This window comes from Luteimonas soli (genome assembly GCF_042648865.1).
Taxonomy (GTDB): Bacteria; Pseudomonadota; Gammaproteobacteria; order Xanthomonadales; family Xanthomonadaceae; genus Luteimonas; species Luteimonas soli.
In genome coordinates, this window is sequence record NZ_JBHRYA010000003.1 from 631,979 (window position 1) to 651,765 (window position 19,787).

General features: G+C 69.0%; 20 protein-coding genes and 2 tRNA genes. 2 read left to right on the top strand and 20 right to left on the bottom strand.

From position 1 onward, the window contains the following. Positions 1-4: 4 nt before the first annotated feature. The 19 genes from nuoE to prmB form a co-directional block, all read right to left on the bottom strand. Complete coding sequence (gene nuoE / locus ACFONC_RS06085; RefSeq protein ID WP_386742819.1) at positions 5-532, bottom strand: NADH-quinone oxidoreductase subunit NuoE; 528 nt, start codon at positions 530-532, stop codon at positions 5-7. Continuing rightward, positions 529-1,839 carry an NADH-quinone oxidoreductase subunit D gene (locus ACFONC_RS06090; protein ID WP_386742820.1) on the bottom strand — a complete coding sequence of 437 codons (1,311 nt, stop codon included), beginning with the start codon at positions 1,837-1,839 and terminating at the stop codon, positions 529-531. Before ACFONC_RS06090 ends, nuoE begins: the two co-directional genes overlap by 4 nt. Further along, entirely contained in the window at positions 1,836-2,651 is an 816-nt protein-coding gene (locus tag ACFONC_RS06095) for an NADH-quinone oxidoreductase subunit C (protein ID WP_386742821.1), read from the bottom strand. Before ACFONC_RS06095 ends, ACFONC_RS06090 begins: the two co-directional genes overlap by 4 nt. Continuing rightward, entirely contained in the window at positions 2,644-3,231 is a 588-nt protein-coding gene (locus tag ACFONC_RS06100; protein WP_386742822.1) for a NuoB/complex I 20 kDa subunit family protein, read from the bottom strand. The genes ACFONC_RS06095 and ACFONC_RS06100 overlap by 8 nt, the downstream gene beginning before the upstream one ends. Next, a complete protein-coding gene (locus ACFONC_RS06105; RefSeq protein WP_386742823.1) occupies positions 3,222-3,578 on the bottom strand; it encodes an NADH-quinone oxidoreductase subunit A in 357 nt (118 codons plus the stop codon). The genes ACFONC_RS06100 and ACFONC_RS06105 overlap by 10 nt, the downstream gene beginning before the upstream one ends. 143 nt (positions 3,579-3,721) lie before the next feature. Further along, a tRNA-Leu gene (locus ACFONC_RS06110) sits at positions 3,722-3,806 on the bottom strand. A 52-nt stretch (positions 3,807-3,858) separates the two neighbouring features. Next, positions 3,859-4,305 carry a preprotein translocase subunit SecG gene (secG, locus tag ACFONC_RS06115; RefSeq protein ID WP_386742824.1) on the bottom strand — a complete coding sequence of 149 codons (447 nt, stop codon included), beginning with the start codon at positions 4,303-4,305 and terminating at the stop codon, positions 3,859-3,861. A 49-nt stretch (positions 4,306-4,354) separates the two neighbouring features. Then, entirely contained in the window at positions 4,355-5,110 is a 756-nt protein-coding gene (gene tpiA / locus ACFONC_RS06120) for a triose-phosphate isomerase (protein ID WP_386742825.1), read from the bottom strand. 244 nt (positions 5,111-5,354) lie between these two features. Next, the gene (locus ACFONC_RS06125) at positions 5,355-6,308 is read right to left on the bottom strand and encodes an isopenicillin N synthase family dioxygenase (RefSeq protein ID WP_386742826.1); all 954 of its coding nucleotides are present in this window, start codon (positions 6,306-6,308) and stop codon (positions 5,355-5,357) included. A gap of 145 nt (positions 6,309-6,453) precedes the next feature. After that, positions 6,454-7,824: a phosphoglucosamine mutase gene (gene glmM, locus ACFONC_RS06130; RefSeq protein ID WP_386742827.1), complete on the bottom strand. Its 1,371-nt coding sequence runs from the start codon at positions 7,822-7,824 to the stop codon at positions 6,454-6,456. Then, the gene (gene accD, locus ACFONC_RS06135) at positions 7,821-8,717 is read right to left on the bottom strand and encodes an acetyl-CoA carboxylase, carboxyltransferase subunit beta (protein ID WP_386742828.1); all 897 of its coding nucleotides are present in this window, start codon (positions 8,715-8,717) and stop codon (positions 7,821-7,823) included. Before accD ends, glmM begins: the two co-directional genes overlap by 4 nt. Positions 8,718-8,782: 65 nt before the next feature. Next, entirely contained in the window at positions 8,783-9,592 is an 810-nt protein-coding gene (gene trpA, locus ACFONC_RS06140; protein ID WP_386742829.1) for a tryptophan synthase subunit alpha, read from the bottom strand. A gap of 55 nt (positions 9,593-9,647) precedes the next feature. Beyond that, positions 9,648-10,847 (bottom strand): tryptophan synthase subunit beta, encoded by a 1,200-nt coding sequence (gene trpB / locus ACFONC_RS06145; RefSeq protein WP_386743076.1) that lies wholly within the window; start codon positions 10,845-10,847, stop codon positions 9,648-9,650. A 38-nt stretch (positions 10,848-10,885) separates the two neighbouring features. Further along, a complete protein-coding gene (locus ACFONC_RS06150; RefSeq protein WP_386742830.1) occupies positions 10,886-11,593 on the bottom strand; it encodes a phosphoribosylanthranilate isomerase in 708 nt (235 codons plus the stop codon). 72 nt (positions 11,594-11,665) lie between these two features. Then, on the bottom strand, positions 11,666-12,454 hold the full coding sequence (gene truA / locus ACFONC_RS06155; protein WP_386742831.1) for a tRNA pseudouridine(38-40) synthase TruA: 789 nt from the start codon (positions 12,452-12,454) through the stop codon (positions 11,666-11,668). Between the two features lie 17 nt (positions 12,455-12,471). After that, positions 12,472-14,292, bottom strand: coding sequence for a FimV/HubP family polar landmark protein (locus ACFONC_RS06160; protein ID WP_386742832.1), 1,821 nt, complete (start codon positions 14,290-14,292; stop codon positions 12,472-12,474). A 41-nt stretch (positions 14,293-14,333) separates the two neighbouring features. After that, complete coding sequence (locus tag ACFONC_RS06165) at positions 14,334-15,350, bottom strand: aspartate-semialdehyde dehydrogenase (protein WP_386742833.1); 1,017 nt, start codon at positions 15,348-15,350, stop codon at positions 14,334-14,336. A gap of 114 nt (positions 15,351-15,464) precedes the next feature. Next, positions 15,465-16,553 (bottom strand): chorismate synthase, encoded by a 1,089-nt coding sequence (gene aroC / locus ACFONC_RS06170; protein ID WP_386742834.1) that lies wholly within the window; start codon positions 16,551-16,553, stop codon positions 15,465-15,467. Between the two features lie 79 nt (positions 16,554-16,632). Continuing rightward, complete coding sequence (gene prmB / locus ACFONC_RS06175) at positions 16,633-17,586, bottom strand: 50S ribosomal protein L3 N(5)-glutamine methyltransferase (protein ID WP_386742835.1); 954 nt, start codon at positions 17,584-17,586, stop codon at positions 16,633-16,635. 99 nt (positions 17,587-17,685) lie between these two features. Here prmB and ACFONC_RS06180 point away from each other — a divergent pair, with 99 nt between their 5' ends. Together ACFONC_RS06180 and asd are read left to right on the top strand one after the other, a co-directional pair. Next, on the top strand, positions 17,686-18,330 hold the full coding sequence (locus tag ACFONC_RS06180; protein ID WP_386742836.1) for an SCO family protein: 645 nt from the start codon (positions 17,686-17,688) through the stop codon (positions 18,328-18,330). A 175-nt stretch (positions 18,331-18,505) separates the two neighbouring features. Continuing rightward, positions 18,506-19,360 (top strand): archaetidylserine decarboxylase, encoded by an 855-nt coding sequence (gene asd, locus ACFONC_RS06185; protein ID WP_386742837.1) that lies wholly within the window; start codon positions 18,506-18,508, stop codon positions 19,358-19,360. Between the two features lie 142 nt (positions 19,361-19,502). On the opposite strand, the gene ACFONC_RS06190 is transcribed toward asd, so the two are convergent. Beyond that, positions 19,503-19,592, bottom strand: a tRNA-Ser gene (locus ACFONC_RS06190). Positions 19,593-19,787: the final 195 nt, after the last annotated feature.

Below are 19,787 nucleotides of genomic sequence, written 5' to 3' on the forward strand. Positions count from 1 at the left end.
AGCCTCACTTCAGTCCGTCGAGCAGCTCGTCCACCGCCGTGGTGTCGAGCTTCTCGTGGTAATGGCCGTTGATCACGACCACCGGCGCGCCGCAGCACGCGGCGACGCATTCTTCCTCGCGCTTGAGGTACACGCGGCCATCGGCGGTGGATTCGCCGAGCTTGCAGCCGAGCTTCCGCTCCGCGTGCCTCACCAGGTCCTCTGCGCCGTTGAGCCAGCAGCTGATGTTGGTGCAGAACGCGACGTTGTTGCGGGCAACCGGCCTGGTCTCGAACATCGAGTAGAAGGTCGCGACCTCGTACGCCCACACCGGCGGGATGCCAAGGTACTTGGCAACCGCGGCGATCAGCTCGTCGCTCAGCCAGCCGCCATTGGCCTGCTGGGTGGCGAACAGGCCCTGGATGACCGCCGAACGCTTGCGGTCCGGCGGGAACTTCGCCACCCAGTGGTCGATGTGCGCGCGCACGTCGTCGGACAGCACGACCATCGGGTCGACGTTGCGCGCGTTCTCGAAATTGCCGGTGGCCTTCATCGATCAACCTCACCAAACACGATGTCGTAGGTACCGATCATCGCCACCACGTCGGACAGCATGTGTCCCTTCACCACCTCGTCCATCGACGACAGGTGGGCAAACCCGGGCGCACGCAGGTGCGCGCGGAACGGCTTGTTGGCGCCGTCGGAAACCAGATAACAGCCGAACTCGCCCTTCGGCGCCTCGACCGCGGCATAGGTTTCGCCGGCCGGCACGCAGTAGCCTTCGGAGAACAGCTTGAAGTGGTGGATCAGCGCTTCCATGTCGTCCTTCATCTCCTCGCGGCGGGGAGGGGCGACCTTGAAATTGTCGATCATGACCGGCCCGGGATTGGCCTTGAGCCAGCGCACGCACTGCTCGATGATCCGCACCGACTGGCGCATCTCGGCCACGCGCACCAGGTAGCGGTCGTAGCAGTCGCCGGTAACGCCGACGGGGATGTCGAAATCGACTTCGGCATACTTCGCGTAGGGCTGCTTCTTGCGCAGGTCCCAGGCCACGCCCGAACCGCGCAGCATCGGGCCGGTCATGCCCCAGGCCAGCGCCTGTTCCGGCGGGATCACGCCGATGCCGACGGTGCGCTGCTTCCAGATCCGGTTGTCCGTCAGCAGGACTTCGTACTCGTCGATGCGATCCGGGAAGTCCTTCGCGAAGGCTTCCAGGTAATCGAGCATCGAACCCTCGCGCCAGGCATTGAAGCGCTTGAGCGAGGAGCCCTTGCGCCACTTCGACTCGCGGTACTGCGGCATGCGCTCGGGCAGGTCGCGGTAGACGCCTCCGGGGCGATAGTAGGTCGCATGCATGCGCGCGCCCGATACCGCCTCGTACACGTCCATCAGCTCCTCGCGCTCGCGGAACGCGTAGAGCATCACCGCCATCGCGCCCAGGTCGAGGGCGTTGGAGCCGATCCACATCAGGTGGTTGAGGATCCGCGTCACCTCGTCGAACAGCGTGCGGATCCACTGCGCGCGCTCGGGCGCCTCGATCCCCATCAGCCGTTCGATCGCGAGCACGTAGGCGTGCTCGTTGCACATCATCGACACGTAGTCGAGCCGGTCCATGTAACCGATCGACTGGTTGAAGGGCTTGGACTCGGCCAGCTTCTCGGTGCCCCGGTGCAGCAGGCCGACGTGCGGGTCGGCGCGCTGCACGACTTCGCCGTCCATCTCCAGGATCAGGCGCAGCACGCCGTGCGCGGCCGGGTGCTGCGGGCCGAAGTTCATCGTGTAGTTGCGGATCTCCTGCCGCGCCTCGGCCACGTTGCTGGCGAAGGGCGCGCTGGAGACGTGCGGATGGGCGCTCATTTCGCGGCTCCTGCATCGGCCGGTCCGATCGTGCCGCGGACCTTGAGGTCGTTGTCCTCGCCGATGGCGGTGGCGTAGCGCGCATCGTCACGGATCACGCGCGGCACCAGGACGCGTGGCTCGACCGAGGTCACCGGCTCGTACACCACGCGCTGCTTCTCGGCGTCGTAGCGGACCTCGACGTTGCCGATCAGCGGGAAATCCTTGCGGAACGGATGGCCGACGAAGCCGTAGTCGGTCAAGATCCGGCGCAGGTCCGGGTGGCCCTGGAAGACGATGCCGAACAGGTCGAACGCCTCGCGCTCGAACCAGTTCGCGCCCGGCCACAGGTCGGTGACCGAGGCCACGATCGGCAGGCTGTCGTCGGCCGCGAAACAGGTCACGCGCACGCGCCGGTTATGCTCGACCGAAAGCAATTGCGCCACCGCGGCGAAGCGTCGCTGCGGAATCGGGGTGATCTCGGTCGCTTCGGGCTGCGGCGCCTGCCGGCTCGGGCGCTCGCCGTACTTGAAGCGTCCCGGCCCCCTGCCCTCGACGCCGCGGCTGAAGCCTTCGGAGGACACGTCGGTATCCCACTCGTCGCTGCCGTAGCCGAGGTAGTCGATGCCGCACAGGTCGGCCAGCATCTCGAAGCCGAACTCGTCGCGCAGCGCGCGGCAGCCATCGTGCCAGGCGTCCGGGGAGAACACGATGCCCACCTCGCCGCGCGACATGGCCACGCCGACCTCGGCGCCCTCGAAGCGCGCGCGCAGGCGATCGGCGAATGCCGATGCCGTCTCGCGACCGGCTTCGTGACCGGCTTGCTCAGCCATTGCGCAGCCCCGTCTTGTTCTCGCCGAAGTTGGTGGCGCGGCGGATCTTCTTCTGCAGCTGCAGGATGCCGTACACGAGGGCCTCGGCCGTCGGCGGGCAGCCGGGCACGTAGACGTCGACCGGGACGATCCGGTCGCAGCCGCGCACCACGGCGTAGGAGTAGTGGTAGTAGCCGCCGCCGTTGGCGCAGCTGCCCATCGAGATCACCCACTTGGGGTCGGGCATCTGGTCGTAGACCTTGCGCAGCGCCGGGGCCATCTTGTTGACCAGGGTGCCGGCCACGATCATCACGTCCGACTGGCGCGGCGACGGGCGGAACACCACGCCGAAGCGGTCCAGGTCCAGGCGCGAGGCGCCGGCGTGCATCATCTCGACCGCGCAGCAGGCAAGGCCGAACGTCATCGGCCACATCGAACCGGTGCGCGCCCAGTTGAGCAGCACGTCGGAACTGGTGGTGACGAAACCGCGTTCGGTCAGCGGGTTATCGCCTTCCGGTCGCAGGATGTCGTCGACGCGACCTTCCGGCAGCGGGTTGCTGATGAAGTCCGCAGCCTTCTGAATGGACTGGATCACTCCCATTCCAGGGCTCCCTTCTTCCAGACGTAGATGAAACCGAGCAGCAGCATGCCCACGAAGATGCCCATCTCGACCAGGCCGAGCACGCCCAGCTGGCGGAACACCGTGGCCCACGGGATGATGAAGATGATTTCCAGGTCGAAGACGATGAACTGGATGGCGATCAGGTAGTAGCGGATGTCGAACTGCATCCGCGAGTCCTCGAACGCGGCGAATCCGCATTCGTACGGGGAGAGCTTCTCCGCCGTCGGCCGCTTGGGCCCGAGCAGGTTGCCGATCACGATCAGGGCGATACCGATGCCCGTGGCAACGAAAAGGAACAGCAGGGTCGGCAGGTATTCGGCCAGCACGCTTGCTTCTCTCGGCTACTGACCGCGCGAGCGGCCATTGCTCGGGTTCCGCATCCCGCCGGAACCCCTCTGCCGCTGCACGCATCCTGCATGCCGCGGGCGTTGTAGTGGAAAGCCGCACCAAGGTGCAGGCCTTCCGCTTCTGGTGCCCAAGGGGGGACTCGAACCCCCACGACCTAAGCCGCTACCACCTCAAGGTAGTGCGTCTACCAATTCCGCCACCTGGGCAATGTTTCGTTGCGCGCCGCTCCGGGCGCGAAACACGGGCATTGTAAGTGTCTCAATCGCCCTGCGGTACCGGTTGCGTCTGCTCGGGCGGTTGTGATTGCGTTTGCGCCGGCTGGGCGGCACCTGCATCGGCAGGCTGCGCGGGCGCGGACGGCACCGCCGGCGCAGTCGCCGAAGGCACGGCTGCGTCGCCGTTGGCGGGCGCCGGCGCGGCCGGCACCTCCGCCATCAGGCCCAGGTCCTGCTGGGCCAGCCCGGGCTGCGAGGTCCGGGTCACGTGCCAGGCCATGAACAGGGTGATGGCGAAGAACACGATCGCCAGCCACTTGGTGGCCTTGGACAGGAAGTTCGACGAGCCGCGCGCGCCGAAGACGGTGGCCGAGGCGCCGCCGCCGAAGCCGGAACCGGCCTGCGCGCCCGCGCCGCGCTGCATCAGGATCAGCGCGATCATCGAGATCGCGACCAGCACGAACAACACGTTGAGGACCAACATCAACATCGCATGGACTCTGGGTGGTGGATTCCCGGCCGGGAACCGCTCGGTGGATTCAGGAAGCCGCCGCCTTGGCGATGGCCAGGAAATCGGCGGCAACGAGGGATGCCCCGCCGATCAACCCGCCATCGACGTCGGGCTGCGCGAACAGCTCGGCCGCGTTGTCGGGCTTCACGCTGCCGCCGTACAGCAGCGGTAGCAAGCCGGCGATTGTAGCATCGCGCCCCGCGGCCTCGCCACGGATGAATGCGTGCACGGCCTGGGCCTGGCCGGGGGTCGCCGTACGGCCTGTCCCGATCGCCCAGACCGGTTCGTAGGCCACCACGGCGCCGTCCAGCGCCGCGTTCCCGGCCAGTTCGAAGACCGGGTCGAGCTGGCCGGCGAGCACGTACTCGGTCTGCCCGGCCTCGCGCTGCTCCAGGGTCTCGCCCACGCACAGGATCGGCACCAGCCCGGCGGCCTTGGCGGCCACGAACTTGCGCGCCACCAGCTCGCTGCTCTCGTGGTGGTACTGGCGCCGCTCGGAATGGCCGACCAGGCCGTACTTCGCGCCCACGTCGGCGATCATCGCCGCGGAGACCTCGCCGGTGTAAGCACCCTTCTCGTTGCAGCTCACGTCCTGCGAGCCGAACTCGAGGCGGCCTTGCTCCTCGAAATCCTCGATCAGGTCGCCCAGGTACGGCAGCGGCGGCAGCACCACGACCTCGACGCCGGCCACCGGCAGGCCCGCGGCCACGCCGCCGAGCAGTTCCGTGGCGAAGGCACGGCTGCCATGCAGCTTCCAGTTACCGGCAACGATCCTGCGACGCATCGGGCGACTCCTGTGGAAAGGCACGCAAGGATAGCCGATGGGGGTGCGGAAAGCCTTGTGGAAGCGGCCCTTCGACAGGCTCAGAGCAGGCTTCAGCCGCGGGCTTGCGACTGTTGTGGGAGCGGCTTCAGCCGCGAGCTTCTTGCATGATTCCAGCCGGAAGCAAAAAGCTCGCGGCTGAAGCCGCTCCCACAAAGGTTCCGGGGGGCCGGAGTTCCCGGGAATCTCCCGACACTCCCGGGAACTACTTCAGCTTGATCTCCCGCAGCCGCTCCTCGAGGTAGCCCTGCGCGGTGATCGGTTCGGGGTAGCGGCTCGGGTTGTCGGCGGTGACCGTCGACGGCAGCACGTCGATCATGAAGTCCGGGTTCGGGTGCAGGAAGAACGGCACCGAGTACCGCGGCTGCCGCGCCTGTTCGCCCGGCGGATTGACCACGCGGTGGGTGGTCGATGGGTACACGTGGTTGGTCAGGCGCTGCAGCATGTCGCCGATGTTGACCACGATGGTGTCCGCGTCGGAGGTGAACGGCACCCACTCGCCCTGCTTCGACTTCACCTCCAGGCCCGCCGCGCTGGCGCCGACCAGCAGGGTGATCAGGTTGATGTCCTCGTGCGCGCCGGCACGCACGTTGGGGATGTCGTCGGCGGTGATCGGCGGGTAGTGGATCGGGCGCAGGATGGAGTTGCCGAAATCGGTCTTGTCGGCGAACCAGGACTCCGGCAGGTCGATGTGCAACGCCAGCGCGGCCAGCACCTGGGCGCCGAGTTCGTCGAGCGCCTGGTACAGGGCATACCCCTTCTCGCGAAAGCCGTCGACCTCGGAAGGCCACAGGTTCGGCGGCATGACATCACGGTATTTCGAGTCGCCAGCGATCTCGCGGCCGATATGCCAGAACTCCTTGAGGTCGAAGTGCTTGGCGCCTTTTGCGGTCTCCACGCCGAACGGCGTGTAACCGCGCGCACCGCCGCCGCCCGCCACGTGGTACTGCTTCTTGATGTCCTCGGGCAGCGCGAAAAACGCCTTGAACACGCCGTAGGCGTCGTCGATCAGCGACTGCGCGATGCCGTGGTTGCGGATGCCGGCAAAGCCCCACTCGCGATAGGCCGCGCCGAGTTCGTCGACGAAAGCCTGCCGATCCTGCGGGCTGGCCGGGTGGGTGAATCGGCGAATGTCGAGTGTGGGGATTCGGGCAGGCATGCGAAGGCTCTTGTCTGGGTTCATTGCTCGGGACATTGATCGCTGCGGCCGGCGAATGAAACAGGCACGCCGCGATCGATAGATTAGTCCAGCCGGACGGCGCCCGTATCCACGCGGCGCGGACAGGCCGCGACGGCGGGCGCGTTCAGGCGGCAGCCCGGACCGCGGCGACCAGCGATTCGAGCGTGGATTGCACCAGCGCGTCGTCGTCGGCCTCCACCGTGACCCGCACCACCGGCTCGGTCCCGGACGGACGCAGGAACGCGCGCCCGCGCCCGGCAACGCCGGCCTGGGCCGTCGCCAGCGCGGCTTTCACGCTGTCGGCTTCGGCAGGCTTCGCGCCGTTGGAACAGCGCACGTTCACCGTCTGCTGCGGCACCTTCTGCAGGCCGCGCAGCGCCTCGCGCAGGCTGATGCCGCGACGGTGCAGCACTTCGAGCACCTGCAGGGCGCTGACGATGCCGTCGCCGGTGGTGGCCCGGTCCAGGCACAGCAGGTGGCCGGAGGCCTCGCCACCGAGGTTGCTGCCGTGCTCGAGCAACGCCTGGTGCACGTAGCGGTCGCCGACCTTGGCACGAACGAAGCCGATGCCCGCCTCGCCCAGCGCGCGCTCGAAGCCGTAGTTGCTCATCAGCGTACCGACCACCGGCCCGCGCAGGCGGCCGCTGGCCTTCCAGTCGCTGGCCAGCACGAACAGCAGGTCGTCGCCATCACGAACCAGGCCGTCGCCGTCGACGAACAGCACCCGGTCACCATCGCCGTCGAAGGCGATGCCCAGTTCCGCGCCGATCTCACGCACGCGCGCCGACAGGCCCTCGGGGTGCATCGAGCCGACGCCGTCATTGATGTTCAGGCCGTTGGGATCCACGCCGATGGCGTCGACGCGTGCACCGAGCTCGCGCAGCACCATCGGGCCGATCTGGTAGGTGGCGCCGTGGCCGCAGTCGACCACGATGCGCATGCCGTCGAGGTCGAAGTTGCGCGAGACCGAGTTCTTGCAGGCCTCGACGTAGCGACCCACGGCGTCGCGGGTACGGACGGCCTTGCCCAGCTGTTCGGAGGGCACCGTGCTGAACGGATTGTCCAGCGCCGCCTCGATGGCCAATTCGGTGGCGTCGTCGAGCTTCTCGCCCTCGGCGGAGAAGAACTTGATGCCGTTGTCGTAGTGCGGGTTGTGCGAGGCGGAAATGACGATGCCGCCGTCGGCGCGCAGCGAGCGGGTCAGGTGCGCCACCGCTGGCGTCGGCATCGGCCCCATCAGCTGCACGTCGACGCCCGCCGCGGACAGCCCCGCTTCGAGCGCGGCCTCAAACATGTAGTTCGAGATCCGCGTGTCCTTGCCGATGATCACCTGCGGCTTGCGCCATTCGCCGCCGCGCTTCTCGCCGGCCGCCGCGGCCGCCGCACACAGCGCATGGCCGTAGGCGTTGCCCAGCCGCAGCAGGAAGTCGGCCGAGATCGGGCCCTCGCCCACGCGGCCGCGGATGCCGTCGGTGCCGAAATACTTCCTGCTCATGGGTTTGCCTCGACGACCGTGTCGTCCTCCGGCTGCGGCTGCCCCGTCAACAACGCCAGCAGCGTGGCGATGCGGTCGCGCAGCTCGCGGCGGTCGCAGATCTGGTCGATGGCGCCGTGGTCGAGCAGGAACTCGGAGCGCTGGAAGCCCTCGGGCAGGGTTTCGCGCACGGTCTGCTCGATCACGCGCGGGCCGGCGAAGCCGATCAGCGCTTCGGGCTCGGCCAGGTTGATGTCGCCGAGCATCGCGAACGAGGCCGACACGCCGCCGGTGGTCGGATGGGTCATCACCGAGATGTAGGGCAATCCGGCCGCGCGCAGGCGCGCCAGCGCGGCCGAGGTCTTGGCCATCTGCATGAGCGAGAACAGGCTCTCCTGCATCCGCGCGCCGCCGCTGGCGGAGAAGCACACGAACGGCGAACCGATCTCCAGCGCGCGCTCGGCCCCGAGGGTGAAGCGCTCGCCGACCACCGAGCCCATCGAGCCGCCCATGAAGGCGAAATCGAAGGCGCTGGCGACCAGCGGCTGCTGCTTGAGCGTGCCCTGCAGGGTCACCAGCGCATCGCGCTCGCCGGTGCTCTTCTGCGCGGCCTTGATCCGGTCGACGTACTTCTTCTGGTCCTTGAACCTGAGCACGTCGGTCGGACCGAGCGCGGCGCCGATCTCCTGCGTGCTGTCGGCATCGAAGAACGCGCGCAGGCGTACGCGGGCGCGGATCGCCCGGTGGTGGTTGCACTTCGGGCAGACCTCGAGGTTTTCCTCGAGCTCGGGCCGGTACAGGACCGAGCCGCAACGGTCGCATTTCTCCCACAACCCCTCGGGGACGCTGCGCTTCTTGGGTGCGCCGGGTTCGGTGCGGATGCGGGCAGGCATCACTTTCTTCAGCCAGGACATTCGATTACTTGCCTTGGGGCGGCGGTGGCCGCGTCAGGCCGGAAAGTTTAGCGCACGGGGCCAATTCAGCCTGCCTGGTCCAGCGCCGCGCGCAGCGGCGCCAGGAAGGCGGCGGCGCGGGCGGCCGCCTCCGCCGGGTCGCCCGCACCGGCCATCGCGGCGACCAGCGCGCTGCCGACCACGACCCCGTCCGCATCGACGGCCATGGCCGCGGCGCTCGCGGCATCGTGGATACCGAACCCGGCCACCACGGGAGCCGCGCTCATGGCCCGGATCGTGCGCAGGCGCGCGGAGGCGGCGCCGGTGTCGAGCTGCCCGGATGCGCCGGTGACGCCGGCCAGGCTGACGTAATACAGGTAGCCCTGCACCTGCGCGCACAGCGTTTCCAGCCGTTCGGGCGTCGTGGTCGGCGACGCCAGCAGCACCAGCGCCACGCCGTGCGCGGCGAAGGCCTCGCGGAAGCCGTCGGCTTCTTCCGGCGGCAGGTCGACCAGCAGCACGCCGTCGACGCCCGCATCGGCGGCTTCCCGGGCGAAGCGGTCCGCGCCGCGAACCTCGACCGGGTTGAGGTAGCCCATCAGCACCACCGGCGTGGCGGCGTCGCGCTGGCGGAACGCGCGCACGCTTTCGAACACGTACGGAAGCCCGGCGCCGCGCGCCAACGCGCGTTCGGAACTGCGCTGGATGGTCGGGCCGTCGGCCATCGGGTCGGAGAACGGTACGCCGAGCTCGATCACGTCGGCACCGGCCTGCACCAGCGCATGCATCACCGGCACCAGCGATTCGAGCGATGGGTCGCCAGCGGTGACGAAGGGAATCAGGGCCTTGCGGTGGGCGGCCCTGAGCTGGGCGAACTTGCTGTCGATGCGGCTCATCGTTCTTCTCCTTCCCCTTCAAGGGGAGGGAGCCAAATGCCAGGCGTTCCGCGCTTCACAGATCCATCCCTTCGCGCGCGGCGATGGTGTGGACGTCCTTGTCGCCGCGGCCGGACAGGTTGCACAGCACGATCGCGTCCTTCGGCATGTCACGTGCCAGCTTGATGGCCTGGGCGATGGCGTGGCTGGACTCGAGCGCGGCAAGGATGCCCTCGGTCTTCGCCAGCAGGTGGAACGCGGCCAGCGCCTCGTCGTCGGTCACGCCCAGGTACTCGGCGCGGCCGGTGTCCTTGAGGAAGGCGTGCTCGGGACCGACGCCGGGATAATCCAGGCCCGCGGACACCGAATGCGTTTCCGTGATCTGCCCGTCGTCGTCGCACAGCACGTAGGTGCGGTTGCCGTGCAGTACGCCGACGCGACCGGCAGCAAGCGACGCGGCGTGGCGGCCGCTGGCGATGCCCTCGCCCGCCGCTTCCGCGCCGACAATGCGCACGCCTGGATCATTGAGGAAGGCGTGGAACAGGCCGATCGCGTTGCTGCCACCGCCCACGCAAGCGGTGATCGCGTCCGGCAGGCGGCCTTGTTCGGCCAGCATCTGCGCCCGTGCCTCGCGCCCGACCACGGCGTTGAAATCGCGCACCATGCGCGGGTACGGGTCCGGGCCGGCGACGGTACCGATGATGTAGAAGGTGTCGCGCACGTTGGTGACCCAGTCGCGCATCGCCTCGTTGAGCGCGTCCTTGAGCGTCGCCGAACCGCTGGTCACTGGCACCACGCGTGCACCGAGCAGCTGCATGCGGTAGACGTTGATCTTCTGGCGCTCGATGTCGGTGGCGCCCATGTAGACCACGCACTCCAGGCCGAGCCGCGCGGCGACGGTGGCGCTGGCGACGCCGTGCTGGCCGGCCCCCGTCTCGGCGATGATCCGGGTCTTGCCCATGCGGCTGGCGAGCAGCGCCTGGCCGATGGTGTTGTTGATCTTGTGCGCGCCGGTGTGGTTCAGGTCCTCGCGCTTGAGCGCGATGCGCGCGCCGCCGACGTGGTCGCTTAGCCGCCGAGCCTCGTAGATCGGGCTGGGCCGGCCGACGTAGTGCGCCAGGTCGCGGTCGAACGCCTCGACGAACGCCGGGTCCACGCGCGCGGCGTCGTAGGCCGCGGCCAGTTCCTCCAGCGGCCCGATCAGGGTCTCGGCGACGAAGCGCCCGCCGTGGCGACCGAAATGGCCACCAGCGTCGGGCCAGGCGTGGTAGTCGATCGCGTCGGCGTTCGGCGTGGGGGCGTGGTTCGAATGGTTCACTTCTTGATTCCGTTGGCCGTGGCCGCACCAGCAGTACCGGCTTCGATGTCTGGTTCGACGTGGCAGTCGGCACGCCGCACTTCCTCGACGAACTCGCGCATGCGATCGCCGTCCTTGTGGCCCGGGGAAGCCTCGACGCCGCTGGACACGTCCACGCCCCAGGGCAACGTGCGCACGACCGCGTCGAACACGTTGCCGATGCCAAGCCCCCCAGCCAGGATCACCGGCTTGACCAGGCCCGGAGGGAGCCGCGACCAGTCGAACGCCTGTCCGCTGCCGCCGTCGATGCCGTCGCCGTGGCTGTCGAACAGGAACGCCGCGGCGCCCGGATAACGCACCTGCAGCGCGACCGCGTCCCCGACCAGCGCGTTGCCCATGCCGATTGCCTTGACATAGGGCACGCCGAAGCCCCGGCAGAAGGCATCGTCCTCGTCGCCATGGAACTGCAGCAGCGACGGCCGCACCTGCTTCACCACCTCGCGCACGTCATCGGCCGCGTTGTCGCGGAACACCGCGACCGCGTCGACCAGGGGCGCCAGCGCATTGCGCAGCAATCGCGCTTCGCGCGCGTGGATGCAACGCGGGCTGCCTTCGGCAAAGATGAATCCCACCGCATCCGCACCCAGCTCGCTGGCCAGGCGCACGTCGCCGGCGCGGGTCATGCCGCAGAACTTGATGCGGGTGCGGAACAGGGTGCGGGACATGCTCGACTGGTGCAGGGGTGGACGCGATAGCGTAACCGTTACCGCGCATCGGCGGCACGAGGACGCATGCGTTCAGCCCGGCAGCGTCACTTCCGGCGGCAACCCGCATCCGGGCGGATACAGCGGCCCGACGAATACCAGCCCGCCCGGCGGCGCGGTCGGGCCGGCCAGGGTGCGGTCGCGGCCGGCGAGCAGTTCCGCGATCCACGATCCAGGCTGCCCGCCCTGCCCGACCAGCAACAGGGAACCGACGATGTTGCGCACCATGTGGTGCAGGAAGGCATTGGCCTGCACGTCGACGTGCACGTATTCGCCATCGCGCGACACCGCGATGCGCTGCAGGTCGCGCCGCGCATGCGGGGCCTGGCAGTGGACGGTGCGGAAGGCGGAAAAATCCCGTTCGCCCACCAGCGCCTGGGCGGCGCGATGCATCGCCTCTGCGTCCAGTGGTTGGCGCACCCACGACAGGTATTGGCGACCGAGCGCGGGCCGCATCGGGCGGTTGAGGATGCTGTAGCGGTAGCGCCGCGCGCGCGCCGAGAAACGTGCGCTGAAATCTTCGGCCACCGGCACGCACCAGCGCACGCACACTGCCTGCGGCAGGCGCGAGGTGGCGCCGAGCATCCAGCCGCGCGGCTCGCGCGCGGCATCGCTGTCGAAATGGACCACCTGGCAGCGCGCGTGCACGCCGGCGTCGGTACGGCCGGCGCAGACAGTGTCGACCGGCGCATCGGCGACCGAGGACAGCGCTTCTTCCAGCATCTGCTGCACCGTCGGCACCGCTTCGGTGCCGGGCTTGCCAAGCCGCTGCCAGCCGAACAGGCCGGTGCCGTCGTACTCGACGCCGAGCGCGTAACGCACCGGAACCGCCTGCCGCGTCAGACCAGCTCGCGCAGCAGCCGCAGGGCCTCGCCGCGCGTGGCGGCGTCGCCGTCGTCGGCCACTTCCTGCAGCAGTCCCCGCGCGGTGTCGATGTCGCCCAGCTCGATGTACGCGCGGGCCAACTCGATGCGGTCGTGGCCCATGGGCGAGGTCTCGGACGCCTCGATGATGCCCGGCGCGGGTACCGGATCAGGCGCCGGTTCGGCAACCGGTTCGACGGACACCGCCGCCGGCGTCGAGGGTGGCGGCCCTCCCGCGTGCCAGGTCGGTGCGCCCTGGGTCGGCACCGCAACTGGCGCAACCTCTGCCGGCGAAGCCGGTTTCTTGGGAGCCGGCGACGGAACGCTCGCGGCCAGGCGCGAGGTATCGAACGCCGGCCGCTTCGGCGTGGCCGACCTGCGCCGCATCAGCAGCCACGCCAGCACGACGCCGACCAGCAGTGCGCCGAGCGCCCACGGCCAGATCGCCATCGAGTCCTGCGCGGTGGCCGGTCCGCCCGCCTCGGCCTGGCGCGCGGCCAGCGCCTGCTGGGTCTCGGCCAGCTTGTTGTCCTTGAGCGCGATCAGCTGCTGCTGGTCCTGCTGCAGTTTCTCCAGCTCGGCCACCTGTGCCTTGAGTTCCTGCACTTCGGCGTCGCGCGCCGCCAGGGTTTCCTTGGTCTGTTGCAGTTCCTGCAGCATGTCGCCCTCGCCGCCGGCCTGGGTGCCGGATCGTGTACCTGCCTGCCGCGCGTCGTCGCTCGACGGCGGCACGATTTCAAGCCGTGCGTCGGCGGTGGCCGGCGTGCCCGCCGCGCCGTCGGCGCCTTCGCCACCGGTCGCGTCCTGCGCCGCGACCGCCGCCGGCTGCTCGGACGCCTTGCGCATCTCGCGCCACTGGCCGATCTGTTCGTGCACGATCGCGCGCGCCTCGCGTGCGCTGTACTCGGACAGCTCCGAGCCGTTCGGGATGCGCAGCACCGCGCCGGCCTTCACCAGGTTGATGTTGCCCTTGATGAAGGCGTCGGGATTGGCGCGCAGCAGCGCCAGCATCACCTGGTCGAGCGAATGGCCGTCGGGGTCGATCGAACGGGCGATCTTGCCCAGCGTGTCGCCGACCTGCACCGGGCCGTAGTCGCCCGGCGTCGCCGCCACTGGCCGGGCGCGGGGTGCCGGCTCGCTTGCCGGCACAGGCGTCGGCTCGATGGCGGTGGACGGCGCCGGCGCTTCGGACGGCTGCTCCGCGGCGACCGGGGCGGCTGCGGATTCGGGTTCCGGTGTCGGCGCAGGTTCGGCCGCTGCCTGTTCCGGAGTGGCTGCAGGTGCCGGTGCGGCAGGCTCGCGGACGATGGTGCTGGACGGCGCCACCGAAGGCGCCTCGATCGGCGGCTGCGCCGGCGCGGCCACGGTCTCCGGCGCGTCGAGCAGCGCCGAATACTCGCGCACCAGCCGTCCCTGCCCCCAGTCGACCTCGAGCAGGAACGTCAGCAGCGACGCGTCGATCGGCTCGGTGCTGGTGACCCGGATCACCGGCCTGCCCTGCGGGTCCAGCGCCACTGTGAACTGCAGGCCGCTGACGGTGCTGTCGGGCGGCTCCAGGCCGACCCGCGCGAAGGTCTCCGGCGAGGCCAGTCGCGCCTGCAGGTTCTCCAGTTCGCCCGGATCGCTGGAGATGATCGCGATCTCGGCCAGCAGCGGTTCGCCGCGCTCCGACTTGACGGTGATCTGTCCCAACCCGAGCGCGAACGCGGGCATCGCCAGCACGGCGAGTACCACCGCCGCCAGCAGCGGCAACCATGCCTTGCGCAATGTCCTGGTCACGCCTTTCCCCCGATTCATGGCCCCGACTCTAGCCGCCGCGCACGTCGCTCCGCAACGCTTCAGCCTTCCGCGGCCACCAGTTCAGCAATCTGGACCGCGTTCAGCGCGGCGCCCTTGCGGATGTTGTCCGAAACCACCCACAGGTTGAGCCCACGCTCGTGCGACAGGTCCTCGCGGATGCGGCCGACGAAAACCGCGTCATTGCCCGAGGCGTGCGTGACCGGGGTCGGGTAGCCGCCGTTGGCCGGCTCGTCCACCACCTCCACGCCGGGCGCGGCCTGCAGCAGTTCGCGCGCACGGACGGCGGTGAGCTTGTCGCGGGTCTCGATGTTCACCGCTTCGGAGTGGCCGTAGAACACCGGCACCCGGACCACGGTGGCGTTCACGCCGATCGCGTCGTCGCCGAGGATCTTGCGGGTCTCGTGGACCAGCTTCATCTCCTCGCTGGTATGGCCGTTGGCGTCGAAGTCGCCGCCGTGCGGGATCACGTTGAAGGCGATCTGCACCGGGTAGACCTCCGGCTCGACCGACTGGAAGTTGAGCAGGCCGGCCGTCTGGCGGCCGAGCTCCTCCATCGCCTTGCGCCCGGTACCCGACACCGACTGGTAGGTGGCGACGTTGATGCGCTCGATCCCGGCAGCACGGTGCAGCGGCGCCAGCGCGACCATCAGCTGCATGGTCGAGCAGTTGGGATTGGCGATGATGCCGCGCGGACGGTCCTTCACGGCTTCCGGGTTGACCTCGCTCACCACCAGCGGCACGTCGGCATCCATCCGGAAGGCCGAGGAGTTGTCGATCACCACCGCGCCCGCGGCGGCGAACTTCGGCGCGTACTCCTTCGAGACTGCGCCGCCGGCGGAGAACAGCGCGATGTCGACGCCGGCCGGGTCGAAGGTCGCCAGGTCACGGACCAGCACCTCGTCATCGCCGAATGCCACGCGCCCGCCCGCCGAACGTTCGCTCGCGAGCACGACGATTTCGCCCACCGGGAAGTTGCGCTCGGCCAGCACCGCCAGCATCACTTCGCCCACCGCGCCCGTGGCGCCGACTACCGCAACCTTGTATTGCCTGCTCATTGGTTCTTCCTGCCGTGGTTCCTGGCTTTCAATTCCGCAGGAGCGGCGGAAGCCGCGGGCTTTTGATCTTCCGGAGAGCAAGAAGCCCGCGGCTTCCGCCGCTCCTGCATGTCATCACCCACCGGGGATGCGCGGCGCCACCTCGCCCACGTCGCCGCACTGCGCGCGGTGGCGCAGCGCCTGGTCCATCAGCACCAGCGCCATCATCGCCTCGCAGATCGGGGTGGCACGGATGCCGACGCACGGGTCGTGGCGGCCGGTGGTGACGATCTCCACCGCGTTGCCGTCGACGTCCACGCCCTCGACCGGCAAGCGCAGGCTGGATGTCGGCTTGAACGCCACCGAGCACACCACCTGCTGGCCGCTGGAAATCCCGCCGAGGATGCCGCCGGCGTGGTTGGAGCCGAACCCTTCCGGCGCCATCGCGTCGCGGTGTCCGCTGCCCTTCTGCGCGACGCTGGCAAAGCCGTCGCCGATCTCCACGCCCTTGACCGCGTTGATCGACATCATCGCCGCCGCCAGCTCCGCGTCGAGCTTGCCGTACACCGGCTCGCCCCAGCCCGGAGGCACGCCGTCGGCAACAACCGTGACGCGCGCGCCGACCGAGTCGCCGGACTTGCGCAGCGCGTCCATGAACGTTTCCAGCTCCGCCACCTGCCCGGCATCGGGCCAGAAAAACGGGTTGTCCTCGACCACGGTCCAGTCGTGCGAACGCGGCATCACGCCGCCGATCTGCGCCAGGTGCCCGCGCACGCGCACGCCGAAGCGATCGGCCAGCCACTTCTTCGCGATCACCGCCGCCGCCACCCTCATCGTGGTCTCGCGCGCGGACGAGCGCCCGCCGCCGCGCGGGTCGCGGATGCCGTACTTGTGCCAGTAGGTGTAGTCGGCGTGGCCGGGGCGGAACTGCCGCGCGATCCGATCGTAATCCTTGCTGCGCGCGTCGGTGTTGCGGACCAGCAGCGCGATCGGCGTGCCCGTGGTGTGGCCTTCGTAAACGCCGGAGAGGATTTCGACCGCATCGGCCTCGTGCCGCGCCGAGGTGTGGCGGGTACGCCCGGTGGCGCGGCGCGCCAGATCGTGGCTGAAATCTTCCGCCGTGATCGCGATGCCGGGCGGGCAGCCGTCGACCACGCAGCCAATCGCCGGGCCATGCGATTCACCAAAGGTGGTCACGCGCAGCAGCTGGCCGAAGGTGTTCAAGCCGCTGCCCCCCCATCCGAAGCTGCTTCTCCCCCCCTTGAAAAAGGGGGGAAAGGCAGGACCTGGAGTGCACGTCCATTCAAAACAGCGAGCCAGCCGCCGCTTCCACCGGCCTGCCCTCGCGGGCGGCGGCCAGTTCGCCGATGCGCGCGTGGTGCTGGATCAACTCGGCGCATTCGACCGCGAAGATGCCCATCTGCCCGACCTTGAACTCGATCCACGCGAACTCGACGTCCGGCAGCAATGCCACCAGCGCGCGCTCGGACTCGCCGACCTCGCAGACCAGCAGCCCGTCCTCGCTCAGGTGCAGCGGTGCGTCGCGCAGGATCCGCAGCACCAGGTCCAGGCCGTCGTCGCCGGCGCGCAGGCCCATGTCCGGTTCGTAGGAATACTCCTGCGGCAACGCGTCGGTCTCGTCGTTGGTCACGTAGGGTGGATTGGTGACGATCAGTTCGTAGTGCCGCCCGGAAAGGCCCGCGAACAGGTCGGACTTGAGCAGCTTGACGTTGCCGGCCTGCAGCCGCGCCTTGTTCTCCGCGGCCAGCGCCAGCGCGTCGTCGGACAGGTCCACCGCATCCACCTGCCAGTCCGGGTTGTAGTGGGCCATGGCGATGGCGATGCAACCCGAGCCCGTGCACAGGTCCAGCGCGCGGCGCACCTCGCGCCCGCCCAGCCAGGGTTCGAAGCCGGCCTCGATCAGCTCGGCGATCGGCGAGCGCGGCACCAGCGCGCGCGGGTCGCTGATGAAGCTCAGGCCGGCAAACCAGGTTTCCCCGGTCAGGTAGGACGCCGGGATGCGCTCCTCGATCCGGCGCAGGAACAGCGCCAGCACCTCTTCCTTCTCCGCCAGCGTCACGTGGGCCTGCCCGTAGGCTGGGCCGAGGTCGTGCGGCAGGTGCAGCGCGTGCAGGACCAGCTGGGTCGCCTCGTCGATCGCGTTGTCGTAGCTGTGGCCGAACGTCAGCCCCGCCGCGTTGAAGCGGCTGGCGCCGTAGCGGATCAGGTCGATGATCGTGTGCAGTTCGTCGGTCATGGCGGCACGCGGGCGCGGCTGGGCTGCCGGGCCGGGAAGTATAACGGTGGCGCGGGTATCATGATTGCACTTCAAGTATTGGGTGAAGAAGCTCCCGCCATGTTCAACCGACCCACCCTGATCATCCTGGTCGTCGCCCTGGCCGCCGGCCTCGGCCTGCTGGCCTCGCAGAAGTTCTTCGGCGCGCAGGCACCGACTGGCCCGGCGATGGAGACCGTCACGCTGTTCCCGCAGCCGCGCGAACTGCCCGCGTTCTCGCTGCGCCAGTCCGACGGCACCCAGCTGGTGCCCGGCGAACTCAAGGGCCACTGGACCCTGGTGTTCCTGGGCTTCACCTACTGCCCCGACGTCTGCCCGACCACGCTGGCCGAGCTGGCGCTGGCGCAGAAGCAGTGGGAAGCGCTGCCCGAATCGACCCGCCCGCGGGTGCTGTTCGTCTCCGTCGACCCCGAGCGCGACGACCCGGACCGCATCGGCGAGTACGCGCACGCCTTCCACCGCGACAGCCTGGCCGCGACCGCGGACGTACCGGCGCTGGAAAAGTTCGCCCGCTCGCTGGCGCTGGTGTTCGCCAAGGTGCCGGCGCCGGAAGGCGCGCCGCCCGACAGCTACACCATCGACCATTCGGCCACCATTGCCGTGCTCGACCCACAGGGCCGCATGGCCGGGATCATCCAGCCGCCGCTGCAGCCGAAGTCGATCGCGGCGGACCTGACGGCGCTGACGCAGGTGTCGTTCAAGTAATCCTCAACGAGCGAGCCGGCCTGGCCGTTGCAGTCGCCCGTGCCACGAGCCGGGCCTCTCTTCCGCTTGCGGGAGAGAAGTCTGGGGTAAGGGCCGCCTTTCGCCTCACTCCCCAGCCGCATCCAGATCGCAGCCGCGCCGAACGTCCGCGCGGCTTTTCGGATAAAACACCCCCATGAGCCTCGTCACCACACTCACCTACGCCCTCCCGCACCGCCTGCTGTCCTCGCTGGCGCGGCGCCTTGCGTATTCCGACAATGCGCGGCTCAAGCAGTGGCTGATCGATACGGTCACGACGAAGTTCGGCGTCGACCTTTCGGAAGCCGCCAATCCCGACGCAACCACCTACCCCACCTTCAACGCCTTCTTCACCCGTGCGCTGAAGCCCGGCGTGCGCGTCGCAGACCCCGACCCACGCGCCCTGCTGATGCCCGCGGACGGCCGCATCAGCCAGTGCGGCCGCATCGAGGGCGGGCGCATCTTCCAGGCCAAGGGCCAGTCGTTCACCGCCGCCGAGCTGCTCGGCGACGAAGCCGCCGCGCAGCCCTTCGCCGACGGCCTGTTCGCCACCGTCTACCTCTCGCCGAAGGATTACCACCGCGTCCACATGCCGTGGTCCGGGACGCTGCTGGAAACCGTGCACGTGCCCGGCCGCCTGTTCTCCGTGGGTCCGGACGCCGTGCGCAACGTCCCGCGCCTGTTCGCCCGCAACGAGCGCCTGGTGTGCCACTTCGACACCGACTTCGGCCCCATGGCCGTGGTGATGGTCGGCGCGCTGCTGGTCTCCGGCGTCGAGACCGTCTGGAGCGGCGAGGAAATTCCCGCTTACGGCAACGCTGTGACGGTGAAGGACTATCGCGGCGGGCAGGATGGCGAGCCGATCACGCTGGAGCGCTTCGAGGAGATGGCGCGGTTCAACTACGGGTCGACGGTGATCGTGCTGCTGCCGCCGGGTGTTGCGACGCTGGAATCCGGCCTTGGGGCGGAATCGCCGGTGAAGCTGGGGCAGGCGCTGGCGCGGCTGGCATAACCACACGTCTCGATGTGGCCATCCAGCCACACGGACGGACCGTCGGGGGCGTAGCCCCGACCTGCGAATCATTGCGCGCGTTCAGTAGCGCAAGCCGTGGCGACGGCATCGGCATCACAGCGGCGGAGCGCTCAACCTGGCGTGGCGGAGAGAGTGGGATTCGAACCCACGGAAGGTTTGACCCTTCGCCGGTTTTCAAGACCGGTGCCTTAAACCGCTCGGCCATCTCTCCGGATTGGATGTGCGTCCGCGGGCGGATTGTCGCATGGGTGGTGGCTTGCGTAGTGACCTTCGCGACCGCCGCATGTTCTGGCGCAGAGATGTTGTAGGAGCGGCGGGAGCCGCGAGCTTTTTGGGTCGTAATCCGGCGCTGCGGAGTTCGCGGCTTCCGCCGCTCCTACAAGAACAGAGGCAAGATCTCGCGGCT